The sequence below is a fragment of the Polaromonas sp. P1_E11 genome, from assembly GCF_056405995.1.
This window is the reverse complement of the sequence record NZ_JBFUBA010000008.1, coordinates 84560-99334: the sequence shown is the minus strand read 5'-3', so window position 1 is coordinate 99334 and position 14775 is coordinate 84560. Positions and strand designations below refer to the sequence as shown.

Sequence of the window (14775 nt, the reverse complement as noted above, 5' to 3'; positions counted from 1 at the left end):
CATGTCAATCGTTCGGATACAGACCCAAGGTACGCGCCTGCAGGCGCGCCAGGCCCAACAAGGCGTTGGTGAATGGTGTCGGCACCTCGGCGATCTGGCCCAGCTCTCTCACCGTGCCAACCAGCGCGTCGAGTTCGACCGCCCTGCGCGCTTCCACGTCTTGCAGCATGGACGTTTTTATTGCGCCCAGTTTGAGCGTGATCGCATGTCGGTCGGCCGGTTCTTGATCGATGGGCAGGCCGAGGCGCGCACCGACTTCCTTTGCCTCAAGCATCACGTAGGTGACAAATTCGCGCACCAGATCGTCGCTGAGAATGCGATCCGTCGTCGCCCCGGTCAGCGCGCTGACCGGATTCATCGTCATGTTGCCCCAAAGTTTGTACCAGACGTCGCGCTGGATGCGCTCAGACACCGAGGCATCAAAGCCTGCGGTGACCAATTTCGCGCACAGCGATTGCACGCGCGCTCCCGACTGGCCTGCCGCGTCGCCGAGTATCAAACCATGACCCTGGCGGTGAAGCACGTAGCCGGGTTCCTTGAGCAGGCAACTGGCATGCACGACGCAACCGACCACCTGCGCGGCCGGAATGGCCATGGCGATCGCACCGTCAGGATCGATCGTCTTCAAGCGCTGGCCGGCACTTTTCCCATCCAGCCCGGCACAAAACCACCACGGCACGCCATTCATCGCCGTCAGGACCATCGTGTCTGGTTTCAATAAGGGTGCAATCTGCGCCGCGACGGCCCCCATCGCGGGCGCCTTCACAGCAACGATCACGAGATCCTGCGGTCCGAGATCGGCCGGCGACGCGCTCACGCGCACACTGACCGCATGGCTTGTGCCATCTTCGTCGAGCCGGAGCCCATGTTGCTGAATCGCCGCGAGCGTCACGCCGCGCGCCACCACGCTCACCTGGCAACCGGCTTGGGCCAGCTTGACGCCAATCCAGCCCCCGATCGCGCCGGCACCATAAATACAGATTTTCATCATTTCATTCCTTGTAAGAGGGATCGATACGATCGATTTGTCGCACCAGGGCGTCGAACATGTCTTGCCCGGCCCCGTGGAGGGGATCGAACTGCAACGCGTCGCGTGTGCAACTTCGCGCCACCGCTTCGGGGATCGGGCGCGCGGCTCCCATCGAAAGCGTGGCCAGTTGGATTTCGCACGCGCGGTTCAGGGTCCACAAGATCGCGAAGGTTTGCGGCAGCGTCTGTCCCCACGCCAGCAAGCCATGATTGCGCAGAATCACCGCAGGCCGGTTACCGATGTGCGCCAGCAGGCGCGGCCCTTCCTCGGGATGAATCGTAATGCCCTCAAAGTCATGGTAGGCGAGCATGTCGTGCAATTGCGCGCTGTAAAAATTTGATTGCTGCAGACCCTGCTCAAGGCAGGCGACGGCAACGCCCGCCGTCGTGTGCGTATGCATCACGCAATGTGCACCTGGCACGCCGCCATGGATGGCCGCATGCACGGTAAAGCCGGCAGGATTCACGGGATACGGCGATCCGTCCAGAATGTTGCCATGCGAATCAATCTTCACGAGCTTGCTGGCGGTGACTTCGCTGTAGTGGAGTCCGAACGGATTAATCAAAAATTGGCGCTCATCTCCACTGACGCTGACCGGCAAGCGCAGGGTGATGTGGTTGTAGATCATCTCGGTCCAGCCGAGCAGCGCGAAGATACGGTAGCAGGCAGCCAGTTGCACCCGAGCTTGCCACTCGTCGTGGTGCATCGCGGCACGATCCTGCGCAGGGGATGGGATTTTTTCAATCATCGACATGATGTACTTGCCCCGGTTCAAGCCGCGCAGGAGAGCACGTTGGCGATCGCCTTCGTCACGTCGCCGACGTTGCGTTCATTCAATCCTGCGACGCACATGCGCCCGGAGCGCAACAGATAGACGGCGTGCTCTTTGCGCAACCGTTCAACCTGCGCTTCTGTCAAGCCCGTATAGGTGAACATGCCGCGCTGCGTGAGGTAGCGCGCCCGCAGGAGCTCGTCCGCGCGGCCGCTCAAGCCCTGGTGCATGGCGTGCCGCATCGCGACGATACGCTCGCGCATCAAGCTCAATTCCCGCTCCCACGCTGCGCGCAGAGATGGCGTGGCCAGCACGCTGGCAACGATGCGCGCGCCGTGAGTTGGAGGACTGCTGTAGTTGGCGCGCACGGTCGATGTCAGTTGGCCCAATACCTTGCCCGCCTCGTCGGCTGATTCGCACAGCACGCTGAGCGCGCCACACCGCTCGCCGTAAAGCGAAAAATTCTTGGAGAACGAATTGGCAACCACGAGTGGCACGCCAGCGGACGCGAGCAAGCGGATGCAGGATGCGTCTTCGTCCAGCCCCGCGCCGAATCCCTGATAGGCCATGTCAACGAATGCGATCAGGCGCCGCTGCTGCAACACGGGAATGAGTTCGCCCCATTGCCCATCGTTCAAGTCAACCCCCGTCGGGTTATGACAACATGCGTGCAGCAACACGATGCTTTGCGCTGGCAAGCGCTTGAGCGCATCGAGCATCTCGGCAAAGCGCACGCCTCCCGTGTCCGGATCGTAGTAGGGGTAATTGTTCACGGTGAAGCCCGCACCTTCGAACACGACCCGATGGTTTTCCCAACTTGGATCGCTGATCCAGACCTGGGAAGACGGGAAATGGCGTTTCAGAAAATCGGCGCCGACCTTGAGTGCGCCAGATCCCCCTATCGTTTGCAAGGTCGCAATCCGACCGAGTGCCCGCGCCTCGCTATTGGCGCCGAACACGAGTGCCTGCGCCGCGTCGCGGTAGGTCGCCAGGCCCGCCATCGGCAGATACGGGCGCGGACCTATAACCTCAAGCATTTCCGTTTCCGCGGTGCCGACGGCGCCGATCACCGGCAGCTTGCCTGCATCGTCGAAATAGATGCCGATGCTGAGGTTGACTTTGTTCTCGCGTTGATCGCGCTGGAAATCCTCATTGAGGCTGAGGATAGGGTCGCCGGCATAGGAGGGAATATGTTCGAACATGGTGACTCTCTTCCTGAGGACTGGATAAGTTAAAAAACGGGCGAGACAGGTGAGACGACCGGGTCCGCTGCGGGCGGCTATCGGGTTGGGAGTGGCGCGTCGCAAAAAGAGTGTCGATCGGAACGCCACACTGAACAATCAATCGATTTTCCGGAATTCGTAAGTTTTTCTTTACAATCCAACCATGCCTCTGAACCGCGTCACCCTTCGACAATTCGAAGCATTTCTCGCCATCGCCGACCTCCATGGCATCGGCGCGGCGGCGCAACGGCTCGGTCTGACGTCCTCGGCCGTGAGTCAGCTACTGGCTGAACTGGAGTCGGAGCTGGGCTTCCGGCTGTTCGACCGCACGACGCGGCGTGTCAGCCTGTCGAGTGCGGGCAAAGATTTCCTCTCTTCGGCCGAATCCGTTTTGCGCCATGTGCAGGCTGCCGCTCAATCGGCGGACGATATTCGCAACCGCGCCGCGGGCATCGTTCGCGTGGGCGCACCGCTGGTGCTGGCCAGCACGGCACTGCCGGCGGCCATCGCTGAATATGCGCGCAAGAAGCCAAAAGTCATCGTGCGGATCTGTGATACGCCGGTCGAGCAACTCGTCGCACGCGTCGCAAGTGGCGACGTGGACCTCGCGATAGGCCCGGACCGCCCGACGGGGGACGAGGTTCATTGCGAACAGGTATATGCGACCCCCTGGGTGTTGTGGTGCGCCCCGACCCATCGGCTCAATCAGCTCAGCCGCGTGCGCTGGCAAGACTTACGCGATGTGCCGCTGGTTACGACCGGGCGTGACCACGAAGGCGGGGTCGCGCAGATGTTCGTCAATCTGCCGGCGGACACGCGCATCATCCCCATCGATGTGGTTGACAACGTCACCACCGCGTTCGGTCTGGCCTCGCATGGACTTGCCGCAACGCTGGCGCCGACCTACGTCGCCCCGCTGGCGGCGACGTTTGGCCTCGTCATGCGCAACATAGTCGAGCCAGAGACGATCCGGCATGTCTGCATTTATCGACCCGTCGCGCGCGCGCTGTCTCCACCGGCAGACGGCTTTGCTGAATTCCTGGCACCGTGCTTGCTGCGTTGGGATCGGGATATGCAGACTCAGTTCCGGCGCAAGCCATGATTCAAGTCGCACACACGCGTTAGTGCCGCACAAAAAAACCGCGCAGCCCTTGCGGAATCTGCGCGGCCAGCTACTGAATTTGTAGCGTTTTCAGCGAATTTTTCGATCTTTACTTCCGTGTTGGCGGCAAATCGGTGCAGCTGCCATGCGCCACTTCGGCTGCCATGCCTATGCTTTCGCCAAGCGTCGGGTGCGGGTGGATGGTCTTGCCGATGTCGACGGCGTCGGCACCCATCTCGATGGCCAGTGCGATCTCGCCGATCATGTCGCCGGCATGCGTGCCGACAATGCCGCCGCCCAGGATCTTGCCGTGGCCGTGCGCTTCGGGACTGTCGTCAAACAGCAGCTTGGTGAAGCCTTCGTCGCGGCCATTGGCGATGGCGCGTCCGGAAGCCGTCCAGGGGAACAGGCCCTTCTTGACCTTGATACCTTCGGCCTTGGCCTGGTCTTCGGTGAGGCCCACCCATGCGACTTCGGGGTCGGTGTAAGCCACGCTGGGGATCACGCGGGCGTTGAAGGCTGCGCTGGCCAGTTCCTTGTTGCCTTGCAGTTCACCGGCAATGACTTCGGCAGCCACATGCGCTTCGTGCACGGCTTTATGCGCCAGCATGGGCTGGCCCACGATGTCGCCGATGGCGAAGATGTGCGGCACGTTGGTACGCATCTGGATATCGACCGGAATGAAGCCGCGGTCGCTGACCGTGATTCCGGCTTTTTCGGCAGCCAGCTTCTTGCCATTGGGTGTCCGGCCCACAGCTTGCAACACCAGGTCATAGGTCTGCGGGGCCGGGGCACTGCCGCCTGCTTCTGCGGACTCAAACGTGACTTCGATGCCTGCCTTGGTGGCCTTGGCGCCCACGGTTTTGGTCTTGAGCATGATGTTGTCAAAACGCGGCGCATTCATCTTTTGCCAGACTTTAACGAGGTCGCGGTCAGCGCCCTGCATCAGGCCGTCCATCATTTCGACCACATCCAGGCGTGCGCCCAGCGTGGAATACACCGTGCCCATTTCGAGGCCGATAATTCCGCCGCCCAGGATCAGCATGCGTTTGGGTACCTCTTTGAGCGCCAGCGCACCGGTGCTGTCCACCACGCGAGGATCATTTGGCATGAACGGCAGGCGCACCGCCTGCGAGCCCGCAGCGATGATGCAGTTCTTGAACGCAATGGTCTGGGTTTTCCCCGTTTTTTCCTGGCCTTCGGCGCCGCTGGTTTCTTCGACCTGCAGGTGATTGGCGCCAACGAACTGGCCGATGCCACGCACGACGGTGACCTTGCGCATCTTGGCCATGGCCGTCAACCCGCCGGTGAGTTTGCCGACGACTTTTTCCTTGTGGGTACGCAATTTGTTGATGTCGAGCTTGGGTTCGCCAAAACTCACGCCCAGGCTGTCGAAATGCTTGACCTCGTCCATCACGGCGGCCACATGCAACAAGGCCTTGGAAGGAATGCAGCCGACATTCAGGCAGACGCCGCCCAACGTGGCGTAACGCTCCACCAGCACAACCTTCAGGCCCAGATCGGCGGCCCGGAAGGCGGCGGAATAGCCGCCGGGGCCGGCGCCCAGCACCAGCACGTCGCAGTCCAGGTCGGCCGAGCCGGTGAAGCTGGCGGCAACCGGGGCTGGTGCTGCGGCAGGGCTCGCTACAGTTTTAGGAGCTGCTTGCGCAGGCGCTGCGGGCGCTGCAGCCTGTTTTTGTGCCGCATCTGCGGGCGCAGCGGCAGCACCGGTGCTTTCCAGCGTCAGCACGACGGAGCCTTGCTTGACCTTGTCGCCCACCTTGACCTTGATGTCCTTGACCACACCGGCAGCTGACGACGGGATTTCCATCGAGGCCTTGTCGCTTTCAACGGTGATCAGGCTCTGTTCGGCCTTGATGGTGTCGCCGGGCTTGACCAGCACTTCAATGACGGACACTTCGTCGAAGTCGCCGATGTCCGGTACCTTGATGTCGATCACGGGGGATGCACTCATTTGGAGGCTTTCAATTTAAGGGTGAATATGTCGACGGGCCCAGCGGAGTTCTTGTCGAACTCGCAACCCGCGTTCAGGCCGGCCATGGCTACTTCGCGTGCGGTCTTGGCCTTGTCCCAGGCGGCATGCATGGCGCCGAGCGCAAAGCTGCGGCCTGAGCCGATGCCCCAGAATTCCTTGAACTCAAAGACTTCACGGTAGCTGTAAAGGCCGTAAATGCCGCTGGCATTGGCAATGACCACCGTGAACTGGCTGGACTCGTAGGGATCGTTGTCGTCTTCCTTGGTCTGCAGGAAGAACGTTTCCTTCAGCATGGGATGCAGCTTGACGAAGGTGTCGAACACCTCGTCGCGCGAACCCAGCTTGAGCTGCTCTTTGGGCAAGGCCGCCATGGCCTTGCGCAGCACCGGAAAATGCGCCACCGTACCGGCCATGCCCACAAAGCTCATGCCGGCAGGCGTGTCGACCTTGAAGATCTTGCTGTTGGCTTCAAACCGATGGCCCAGGCTGGTGTCGCCGAAGGTCACCAGCGTGTCGGCCGCGATGGCAACCTGCCCCGCCTTTTTGACGACTACAAGTGTTGTCATGGTTCCGCCCCGTTTAGAGGAGGACGCGGCGGAAGTCGGCGAGGATTTGGCCCAGATAAGCGTTAAAGCGCGCAGCGCCTGCGCCGTCGATCACGCGGTGATCCCAGGCCAAAGACATCGGCAGCATCAGGCGCGGCTGGAAGGCCTTGCCGTCCCAGACCGGCTCCATCTGGCTCTTGGACACGCCGAGGATGGCGACTTCCGGCGCATTGATGATGGGCGTGAAGTAACGCCCGCCAATGCCGCCCAGTGAAGAGATGGTGAAGCTGGCGCCCTGCATTTCGGCGGGCGTCAATTTACCGTCGCGCGCCTTCTTGGCCAGCTCGCCCATTTCCTGGCTGATCTGCAGCACGCCTTTTTTGTCGGCGTCTCTCAGCACGGGGACGACCAGCCCGTTGGGCGTGTCGGCGGCAAAACCAATGTGGTAGTACTGCTTGTAGACGATTTGATCGCCGTCGAGCGAGGCATTGAACTCGGGGAATTTCTTCAGCGCCGCAACGCTGGCCTTGATCAGGAAAGCCAGCATGGTGACCTTCAGGCCCGCCTTTTCGTTTTCCTTGTTGGTCGAAACGCGGAAGGCTTCCAGCTCGGTGATGTCGGCATCGTCGTGGTTGGTGACGTGCGGGATCATCACGTAGTTGCGCAGCAGGTTGGCGCCGCTGATCTTCTTGATGCGCGACAGGTCCTTGCGCTCGACCGGGCCGAACTTGGTGAAGTCGACCTTGGGCCATGGCAACAAATCGAGCCCTGCCCCGCCGCCCGAAGATGCGGGGGCCTTGGCGGCCTGCGCCTGGGTGCGCACGCTGCCGTCCATCACCGACTTGGTGAAGGCCTGGATGTCGTCTTGCGTGATGCGGCCTTTGGGGCCGCTGCCCTTGACTTCTGCCAGTGGCACGCCGAGTTCGCGCGCGAACTTGCGCACCGAGGGCGATGCATGCGGCAGGTTGCCCTGAGGCGCGGTGGTGGGGTTGTGGGCTGGCTGGCTCGCGGGAGCGGATGAGGTTGCCGGTGCGGGGGCTGCAGCGGATGCCGCTGCAGGCGCCGCGGTGGGGGCCGGTGCGGGTGCTGGCGATGCGCTCACAGCCGCAGAACCTTCCAGGATGGCCAGCAGGTCGCCGATGTTGACGACGTCGCCCATCTTGACCTTGAGCTCTTTCAGTACACCTGCGGCGGACGACGGGATTTCCATCGAGGCTTTGTCGGACTCGACGGTGATCAGCGACTGCTCGGCCTTGATGATGTCGCCGGGTTTGACCAGGACTTCAATGACGGACACGTCCTTGAAGTCGCCGATGTCGGGCACGCGGACTTCCACCGGGCCGGAGGCTGCCGGGGCCGCTGCGGGTGCAGGCGCCGACGCTGCTACAGATTTGCTAGCTGCTTGCGCTGGCGCAGCGGGCGCTGCGGCCGGTTTTTCTGTTGAAGCCGGGGCGGCTTCGGCGCCGGAAACTTCCAGTGTCAGGACCACGGAGCCCTGCTTGACCTTGTCGTCGAGCTTGACCTTGAGCTCCTTCACCACCCCCGCGTGGCTGGAGGGGATTTCCATGGAGGCCTTGTCGGACTCCACGGTGATGAGCGACTGCTCGGCCTTCACGGTATCGCCGGGCTTGACCATCAGCTCAATCACCGTCACTTCGTCGAAATCCCCGATATCAGGAACTTGAATGTCTACCACTGCCATATTCTTGTCTCCGGTTGCTACAGGTGCTACGTCAGGGTTTTAACTCAAGCGTAAAGCGGATTGATCTTGTCGGCGTTGATGCCGTACTTTTTGATGGCCTCGGCAACCTTGGCCGCCGGCACGGTGCCCTCTTCGCTGAGCGCCTTGAGCGCCGCCACGACGATGTAGTGGCGGTTGATCTCGAAGTGCTCACGCAGCTTGCTGCGGAAGTCGCTGCGGCCAAAACCGTCGGTGCCCAGCACCTTGTAGGTACGGCCCTTGGGTACGAAGGAGCGGATCTGCTCGGCATAGGCCTTCATGTAGTCTGTGGATGCGACCACGGGGCCGGTGTGCTTCTCAAGCTGTTGGCTGACAAACGGCACACGCTGTTTGTCGGTCGGGTGCAGCAGGTTCCAGCGTTCGCAGTCCTGGCCGTCGCGGGCCAGTTCGTTGAAGCTCGGGCAGCTCCACACGTTGGCGGCAACGCCCCACTCTTTTTCGAGCAACTCTTGCGCGGCAATGGATTCGCGCAGGATGGTGCCGGAGCCGAGCAGCTGCACGCGCGGCGTGAGCTTGGCGCCTTCCTTGCAGAGGTACATGCCCTTGATGATCTGCTCTTCAGTGCCGGGCTTGAGGCCGGGCATCGCGTAATTTTCGTTCAACAGCGTGAGGTAGAAGTACACGTTGTCCTGCTTCTCGACCATGCGCTTGAGGCCATGGTGCAGGATGACGCCGACTTCATGGGCAAAGGTCGGGTCGTAGCTGATGCAGTTGGGAATCGTGCCGGCCAGGATGTGGCTGTGGCCGTCTTCGTGCTGCAGGCCTTCGCCATTCAGCGTGGTGCGGCCCGAGGTGCCGCCCAGCAGAAAGCCGCGCGCCTGCATGTCGCCGGCCGCCCAGGCCAGGTCACCGACACGCTGGAAGCCGAACATCGAGTAGTACACGTAGAACGGGATCATGATCCGGTTGTTGGTGCTGTACGAGGTGGCCGCTGCGATCCAGCTGCTCATGCCGCCGGCTTCGTTGATGCCCTCTTGCAGGATCTGGCCCTGCTTGTCTTCCTTGTAGTACATGACCTGGTCTTTGTCGACCGGCGTGTATTGCTGGCCGTCAGGGTTGTAGATACCGATCTGGCGGAACAGGCCTTCCATGCCGAAGGTGCGGGCTTCGTCCACCAGGATGGGCACCACGCGCGGGCCCAGGGCCTGGTCGCGCAGCAGTTGCGTGAGGAAGCGCACATACGCCTGCGTGGTCGAGATTTCGCGGCCTTCGGCCGTGGGCTCGATCACCGACTTGAAGGTTTCGAGTGCCGGCACGGTGAACTGCTCGTCGGCCTTGACGCGGCGGTGCGGCAGGTAGCCGCCCAGCGCCTTGCGGCGCTCGTGCAGGTAGCGCATCTCGGGTGTGTCATCGGCCGGCTTGTAGAACGGGATGTCGGCCAGCTGGCTGTCGGGAATCGGGATGTTGAAGCGGTCGCGGAAAGCCTTGATGTCTTCGTCGGCCAGCTTTTTGGTCTGGTGGACGTTGTTCTTGCCTTCGCCGATCTTGCCCATGCCGAAGCCTTTGACCGTCTTGATCAGCAGGACGGTAGGCTGGCCTTCATGTTTGACGGCTGCGTGGAAAGCCGCATAGACTTTTTGCGAATCGTGGCCGCCGCGGCGCAGGTTCCAGATGTCGTCGTCGCTCATCTTGGCGACCATCTCGAGCGTACGCGGGTCCTTGCCGAAGAAATGCTTGCGGACGAAGGCGCCGTCGTTGGCCTTCATGGCCTGGTAGTCGCCGTCCACCGTGTCCATCATGACCTTCCTGAGCGCGCCGTCCTTGTCGCGGGCCAGCAAAGGGTCCCAGTTGCTGCCCCAGATGAGCTTGATGACGTTCCAGCCGGCACCGCGGAACTCGCCTTCGAGCTCCTGGATGATCTTGCCGTTGCCGCGCACCGGGCCGTCGAGGCGCTGCAGGTTGCAGTTGATGACGAAGACGAGGTTGTCGAGCTTTTCGCGCGCGGCCAGGCCGATGGCGCCCATCGATTCAACTTCATCCATCTCGCCGTCGCCGCAGAAGACCCAGACCTTGCGGTTTTCGGTGTTGGCAATGCCGCGGGCGTGCAGATACTTGAGGAAACGGGCCTGGTAGATCGCCATCAAGGGGCCGAGGCCCATGGAGACGGTGGGGAACTGCCAGAACTCGGGCATCAGCTTGGGGTGCGGGTAGCTTGAGAGACCCTTGCCGTCGACTTCCTGGCGGAAGTTGAGCAGTTGCTCTTCGGTCAGGCGGCCTTCCAGGTAGGCTCGGGCATAGACGCCTGGCGACACGTGACCCTGGATGTAGAGGCAGTCGCCGCCGTGCTCTTTACCCGGTTCAGCGCTCTCGGCATGCCAGAAATGGTTGAAGCCGGCACCGAACAGGCTGGCCAGCGAGGCGAAGGAGCCGATGTGGCCGCCCAGGTCGCCGCCATCAGCGGGGTGCAGGCGGTTGGCCTTGACCACCATGGCCATGGCGTTCCAGCGCATGTAGGCGCGCAGGCGTTCTTCGATCTCGAGGTTGCCGGGAGAGCGCTCTTCGTGGTCGGTTTCAATGGTGTTGACATAGCCCGTATTGGCCGAGAAAGGCATGTCGATGCTTTTCTGGCGGGCGTGCTCAAGGAGTTGCTCGAGGAGAAAGTGGGCGCGCTCGGGGCCTTCACTTTCGATGACGGCGGACAGGGCGTCCATCCATTCGCGGGTTTCCTGGGTGTCCTTGTCCAGCGCGTCGTTGGCGGCAGTGCGCAAGTTGTCGCCCGCTTGGTTCGGAATGGCAGCCATTTTTTGTCTCCTGAGTAGCCTGATAAAGCTTTGTTAATCCGCAATACAGCCTCTTGTCGGGCTGTGCGCGGAGCCTGTGTCCAATTGCGCCTAAGCGTGTTTTAAACGCAAATTAGATTCAAGCGTCTAGTTTCTCACAATATTTGTTAAATTTCAAATAGTGCTTATTGATTTCACATTAAGAAATTTCACGGAAATTCAGCAAATCGATACCTGCGGGGAAATGCCCCTGGCAAATACCGGCTGCTTTACCGAAACCAGCGATGCAACAGCGCAGCCCGCAACCTCACATTAAAAGATCAGGGTCAACCCTGACCACAGAGGGGCATCTCACTTAAACTGCACCATCCCTATGACCCAGCAAGCACCTGCCCCCGCCGACACGATGGCGAACTCCGCCACCTTTGCCCTGTGGAGGCGGTGGTGGCGCAAGCAGTCGCCGTCGCGCCAGGACCGTTTCATCACCTTGGGTCCCCTGCTGGCCGTGGTGCTGTTTCTGGCAGCCGTGATCGCAGCCTTCGGTTACCTGCGCATCGAAGAAATCGACCGGGAACAGCAGGCCGTCAAGCGCGATGTGGAATATGCCCAGCAGCGCCTGCGCCTGCGCCTGCTGGAGCGCCAGGAGCAGCTCATGCGCATCGGGCGGGATGTCTCCAACAAGGAAGTGGACACGGAAGAATTCATCTCGCAGGCCGAATCCCTGGTCAACCAGTACCCCGAACTCATGGCAGTCACCTGGGTGGACAGCCGGCGGCGGATCAAGGTGGCTTATGTGTCACCCAGCGCCAACGCCAGCCAGCTGCGCGGCGCGGGCGAGCAACTCAAGGTCGGCGAAACAGACGGCACCTACGACCTGGCAAGAGACCTGCGGCAACCCGTGTATTCGCGCCCGCTGGTGACCAAGGAAGCCAGCGGCTACAACACCCCTACCCTGCAGTTGCAGGTGCCGCTCGATGACCAGGGGAAATTTGCCGGCGTCATCATGGGCGAATACTCCATCGACGGGCTGCTGCGCTTTGGTGTGCCGACGGACGTGACGGCCAAATACGCGGTCACGCTGATCGACGACAAAAACACGGTGCTGGCAGGCAACCTCCCGCCGCCCCGCAACCCTGCGGCCCGGCTCTTGCCCTGGACCGACGCAGCCGCCGAGTATGAAATACCGGTTTCACCGGTAGGCAACGGCCTCTTGATTCGCGCGGAAGGCTATCGGGCTTCACTGGGCGTGGTGGGCAGCGGCTTTTTCTGGCTGGTCAGTGCCCTGAGCGCGCTGACGGTGTGGATGCTGCTGGGCACCTGGCGCCATACGCGTCGCCGCGTGCAGGCCCAGCAAGCGCTGATCTCCGAAACCAACTTTCGCCGCGCCATGGAAAACTCCATGCTGACCGGCATGCGCGCGCTGGACCTGCAGGGCCGCATCACCTATGTGAACCCTGCGTTTTGCCAGATGACGGGCCTCACTGAAGGCGACCTGGTAGGCCGCACGCCGCCCTTCCCGCATTGGCCGGAAGGCGAGATCGAGACCCTGATGCAGCGGTTGGACGACGAGCTGCACGGCCGCACCCCGCCCGGTGGTTTCGAGGTGCGCGTCAAGCGCAAGAACGGCCAGATTTTTGACGCGCGCATGTATGTCTCGCCGCTGATTGATCCGCGCGGCCAGCAAACCGGCTGGATGACGTCCATGACAGACATCACCGAGCCCAAGCGCATTCGCGAAGAACTCACAGCTTCTTACGAACGTTTCACCACGGTACTTGAGGGGCTGGACGCGGCCGTGTCCGTGGCGCCGCTGGGCAGTGAAGAGCTGCTGTTTGCCAACAAACTGTACCGTTCGTGGTTTGGCGGTGAAGTCTCCGGCCATCTGAACCTGATTGCACAAGCGGGCGTGCCATCCGCCGTACCCACCGAAGATGCGCTGGATGCGGTCGATGGCCTGGCGGGCTTCCCAACCGATACGCTGACGGCGGCGCAGACGGAAAATGCCGAAATTTTTGTGCCCGAACTCAGCAAGTGGCTGGAAGTTCGTTCGCGTTACCTCACCTGGGTGGACGGCCGTCTGGCCCAGATGGTGATTGCTACCGACATCACGCCGCGGCGCCATGCCGAAGAACAGGCAGCCCAGCAGAACGAGCGGGCCCAGACTGCGAGCCGCCTGATCACCATGGGTGAAATGGCCTCCAGCGTGGCGCACGAACTCAACCAGCCGCTGACGGCCATCAATAATTATTGCAACGGCATGGTGTCGCGCATCAAGGGCCAGCAGATCAGCAACGAAGACCTGCTGGTGGCGCTGGAGAAAACCGCCAAACAGGCGCACCGCGCCGGGCAGATCATCCAGCGCATACGCTCCTTCGTCAAACGCAGCGAGCCCAACCGCAGCTCCGCCGACGTGGCGACCATCGTGAGCAACGCGATGGAGCTGGCCGACATCGAGTTGCGGCGCCATCACGTGCGGCTCAGCCACTACATCGCAGCCCGCCTGCCCGACATCATGGTGGACCCCATCCTGATCGAGCAGGTGCTGATCAACCTGATGAAAAACGCGGCCGAGTCGATTGAGCAGGCCCATCTACCCACGGCGCGGCGCAGCGTCGAATTGCGCGTGGTGCCCAAGCAGATTGAAGACCAGGCCGTGGTGGAGTTTTCGGTGCTCGATACGGGGCGTGGCCTGTCGCCTGAAGTCATGGGCCGGCTGTATGAAGCCTTCTATTCGACCAAGGCCGAAGGCATGGGCATAGGCCTCAAACTCTGCCGCAGTATTGTCGAGTCCCACCAGGGAAGAATGGAGGCCCAGAACCTCTACAATGGGGACGAAGTGGTGGGGTGCCGGTTTACCTTCTGGATCCCCGTGACGCCCCTGCTGGCACCGGTGGCGCCTGCTAGCGATACCATAGCAACCAAGGATACCGGCGTTCATTGAAACCCCTTCAAGAACCGTCTTTTCGAGAAGTTCACGAAAGAAAGTTTGGCATGAGCTTGATTCCCAAAAAAGGTACCGTCTACGTCGTTGATGATGACGAGGGCGTGCGCGACTCCCTGCAGTGGCTGCTCGAAGGCAAGGACTACCGGGTCCGCTGCTACGACTCGGCCGAAACCTTTCTCTCCCGCTACGACCCGCGTGAAGTCGCCTGCCTGATTGTCGACATCCGCATGGGCGGCATGACGGGCCTTGAGCTGCAGGATCGCCTGGTCGAGCGCAAGTCACCGCTCCCCATTGTGTTCATTACCGGCCACGGCGACGTACCCATGGCGGTCAACACCATGAAAAAAGGCGCCATGGATTTCATCCAGAAGCCTTTCCAGGAAGAAGCCCTTGTCAACCTGGTCGAGCGCATGCTTGAGCAGGCCAAAGAAGCCTTCAGCGACTACCAGCAGTCCGCCAGCCGCGACGCCCTGCTCGCCAAGCTCACCTCACGCGAAGCGCAAGTGCTCGAGCGCATCGTGGCCGGCCGCCTCAACAAGCAGATCGCCGACGACCTCGGCATCAGCATCAAGACGGTAGAAGCGCATCGCGCCAACATCATGGAAAAGCTCAACGCCAATACCGTGGCCGACCTGCTCAAAATAGCCCTCGGATCCAACGCACCGAAAGGCTGACCTCCTTCCGCTATCTTTCTGATAGCTG

10 protein-coding genes are annotated in these 14775 nt (G+C 61.6%); 3 read left to right on the top strand and 7 right to left on the bottom strand.

The window, feature by feature from the left end; translation table 11 throughout:
- Positions 1 to 4 precede the first annotated feature (4 nt).
- The 3 genes from AC1D11_RS21310 to AC1D11_RS21300 are packed head-to-tail and all read right to left on the bottom strand — an operon-like array spanning position 5 to position 3004.
- Entirely contained in the window at positions 5 to 988 is a 984-nt protein-coding gene (locus AC1D11_RS21310; protein ID WP_477649692.1) for a 2-dehydropantoate 2-reductase, read from the bottom strand.
- Positions 989 to 992: 4 nt separating this feature from the next.
- Positions 993 to 1784, bottom strand: coding sequence for a class II aldolase/adducin family protein (locus tag AC1D11_RS21305; RefSeq protein ID WP_477649691.1), 792 nt, complete (start codon positions 1782 to 1784; stop codon positions 993 to 995).
- Between the two features lie 17 nt (positions 1785 to 1801).
- Positions 1802 to 3004, bottom strand: a complete 1203-nt coding sequence (locus AC1D11_RS21300; RefSeq protein WP_477649690.1) for an amino acid aminotransferase — start codon at positions 3002 to 3004, stop codon at positions 1802 to 1804.
- A gap of 184 nt (positions 3005 to 3188) precedes the next feature.
- Here AC1D11_RS21300 and AC1D11_RS21295 point away from each other — a divergent pair, with 184 nt between their 5' ends.
- A complete protein-coding gene (locus tag AC1D11_RS21295; RefSeq protein WP_477649689.1) occupies positions 3189 to 4127 on the top strand; it encodes a LysR family transcriptional regulator in 939 nt (312 codons plus the stop codon).
- Between the two features lie 109 nt (positions 4128 to 4236).
- Here AC1D11_RS21295 and lpdA read toward each other — a convergent pair whose 3' ends face one another.
- From lpdA to aceE, 4 genes are read right to left on the bottom strand one after another with little or no spacing between them, the layout of a single operon-like run.
- On the bottom strand, positions 4237 to 6102 hold the full coding sequence (gene lpdA / locus AC1D11_RS21290) for a dihydrolipoyl dehydrogenase (protein ID WP_477651259.1): 1866 nt from the start codon (positions 6100 to 6102) through the stop codon (positions 4237 to 4239).
- The gene (locus AC1D11_RS21285; protein ID WP_477649687.1) at positions 6099 to 6689 is read right to left on the bottom strand and encodes an MFS transporter; all 591 of its coding nucleotides are present in this window, start codon (positions 6687 to 6689) and stop codon (positions 6099 to 6101) included. The genes lpdA and AC1D11_RS21285 overlap by 4 nt, the downstream gene beginning before the upstream one ends.
- 13 nt (positions 6690 to 6702) lie before the next feature.
- Positions 6703 to 8370 carry a dihydrolipoyllysine-residue acetyltransferase gene (gene aceF, locus AC1D11_RS21280; protein WP_477649686.1) on the bottom strand — a complete coding sequence of 556 codons (1668 nt, stop codon included), beginning with the start codon at positions 8368 to 8370 and terminating at the stop codon, positions 6703 to 6705.
- Between the two features lie 44 nt (positions 8371 to 8414).
- On the bottom strand, positions 8415 to 11150 hold the full coding sequence (gene aceE / locus AC1D11_RS21275) for a pyruvate dehydrogenase (acetyl-transferring), homodimeric type (RefSeq protein ID WP_477651258.1): 2736 nt from the start codon (positions 11148 to 11150) through the stop codon (positions 8415 to 8417).
- 352 nt (positions 11151 to 11502) lie between these two features.
- Between aceE and AC1D11_RS21270 the strand changes: the two genes are divergently transcribed.
- Together AC1D11_RS21270 and AC1D11_RS21265 are read left to right on the top strand one after the other, a co-directional pair.
- Positions 11503 to 14070, top strand: coding sequence for a PAS domain S-box protein (locus tag AC1D11_RS21270; RefSeq protein WP_477649845.1), 2568 nt, complete (start codon positions 11503 to 11505; stop codon positions 14068 to 14070).
- A 50-nt stretch (positions 14071 to 14120) separates the two neighbouring features.
- Complete coding sequence (locus tag AC1D11_RS21265; protein ID WP_348047552.1) at positions 14121 to 14747, top strand: response regulator transcription factor; 627 nt, start codon at positions 14121 to 14123, stop codon at positions 14745 to 14747.
- The last annotated feature ends 28 nt before the right edge of the window (positions 14748 to 14775 follow it).

Excerpts from the sequence above, each read along its gene's own strand:
- AC1D11_RS21310 (WP_477649692.1), bottom strand. The coding sequence starts at position 988 with ATGAAAATCTGTATTTATGGTGCCGGCGCGATCGGGGGCTGGATTGGC.
- AC1D11_RS21305 (WP_477649691.1), bottom strand. The coding sequence starts at position 1,784 with ATGTCGATGATTGAAAAAATCCCATCCCCTGCGCAGGATCGTGCCGCG.
- AC1D11_RS21300 (WP_477649690.1), bottom strand. The coding sequence starts at position 3,004 with ATGTTCGAACATATTCCCTCCTATGCCGGCGACCCTATCCTCAGCCTC.
- AC1D11_RS21295 (WP_477649689.1), top strand. The coding sequence starts at position 3,189 with ATGCCTCTGAACCGCGTCACCCTTCGACAATTCGAAGCATTTCTCGCC.
- lpdA (WP_477651259.1), bottom strand. The coding sequence starts at position 6,102 with ATGAGTGCATCCCCCGTGATCGACATCAAGGTACCGGACATCGGCGAC.
- AC1D11_RS21285 (WP_477649687.1), bottom strand. The coding sequence starts at position 6,689 with ATGACAACACTTGTAGTCGTCAAAAAGGCGGGGCAGGTTGCCATCGCG.
- aceF (WP_477649686.1), bottom strand. The coding sequence starts at position 8,370 with ATGGCAGTGGTAGACATTCAAGTTCCTGATATCGGGGATTTCGACGAA.
- aceE (WP_477651258.1), bottom strand. The coding sequence starts at position 11,150 with ATGGCTGCCATTCCGAACCAAGCGGGCGACAACTTGCGCACTGCCGCC.
- AC1D11_RS21270 (WP_477649845.1), top strand. The coding sequence starts at position 11,503 with ATGACCCAGCAAGCACCTGCCCCCGCCGACACGATGGCGAACTCCGCC.
- AC1D11_RS21265 (WP_348047552.1), top strand. The coding sequence starts at position 14,121 with ATGAGCTTGATTCCCAAAAAAGGTACCGTCTACGTCGTTGATGATGAC.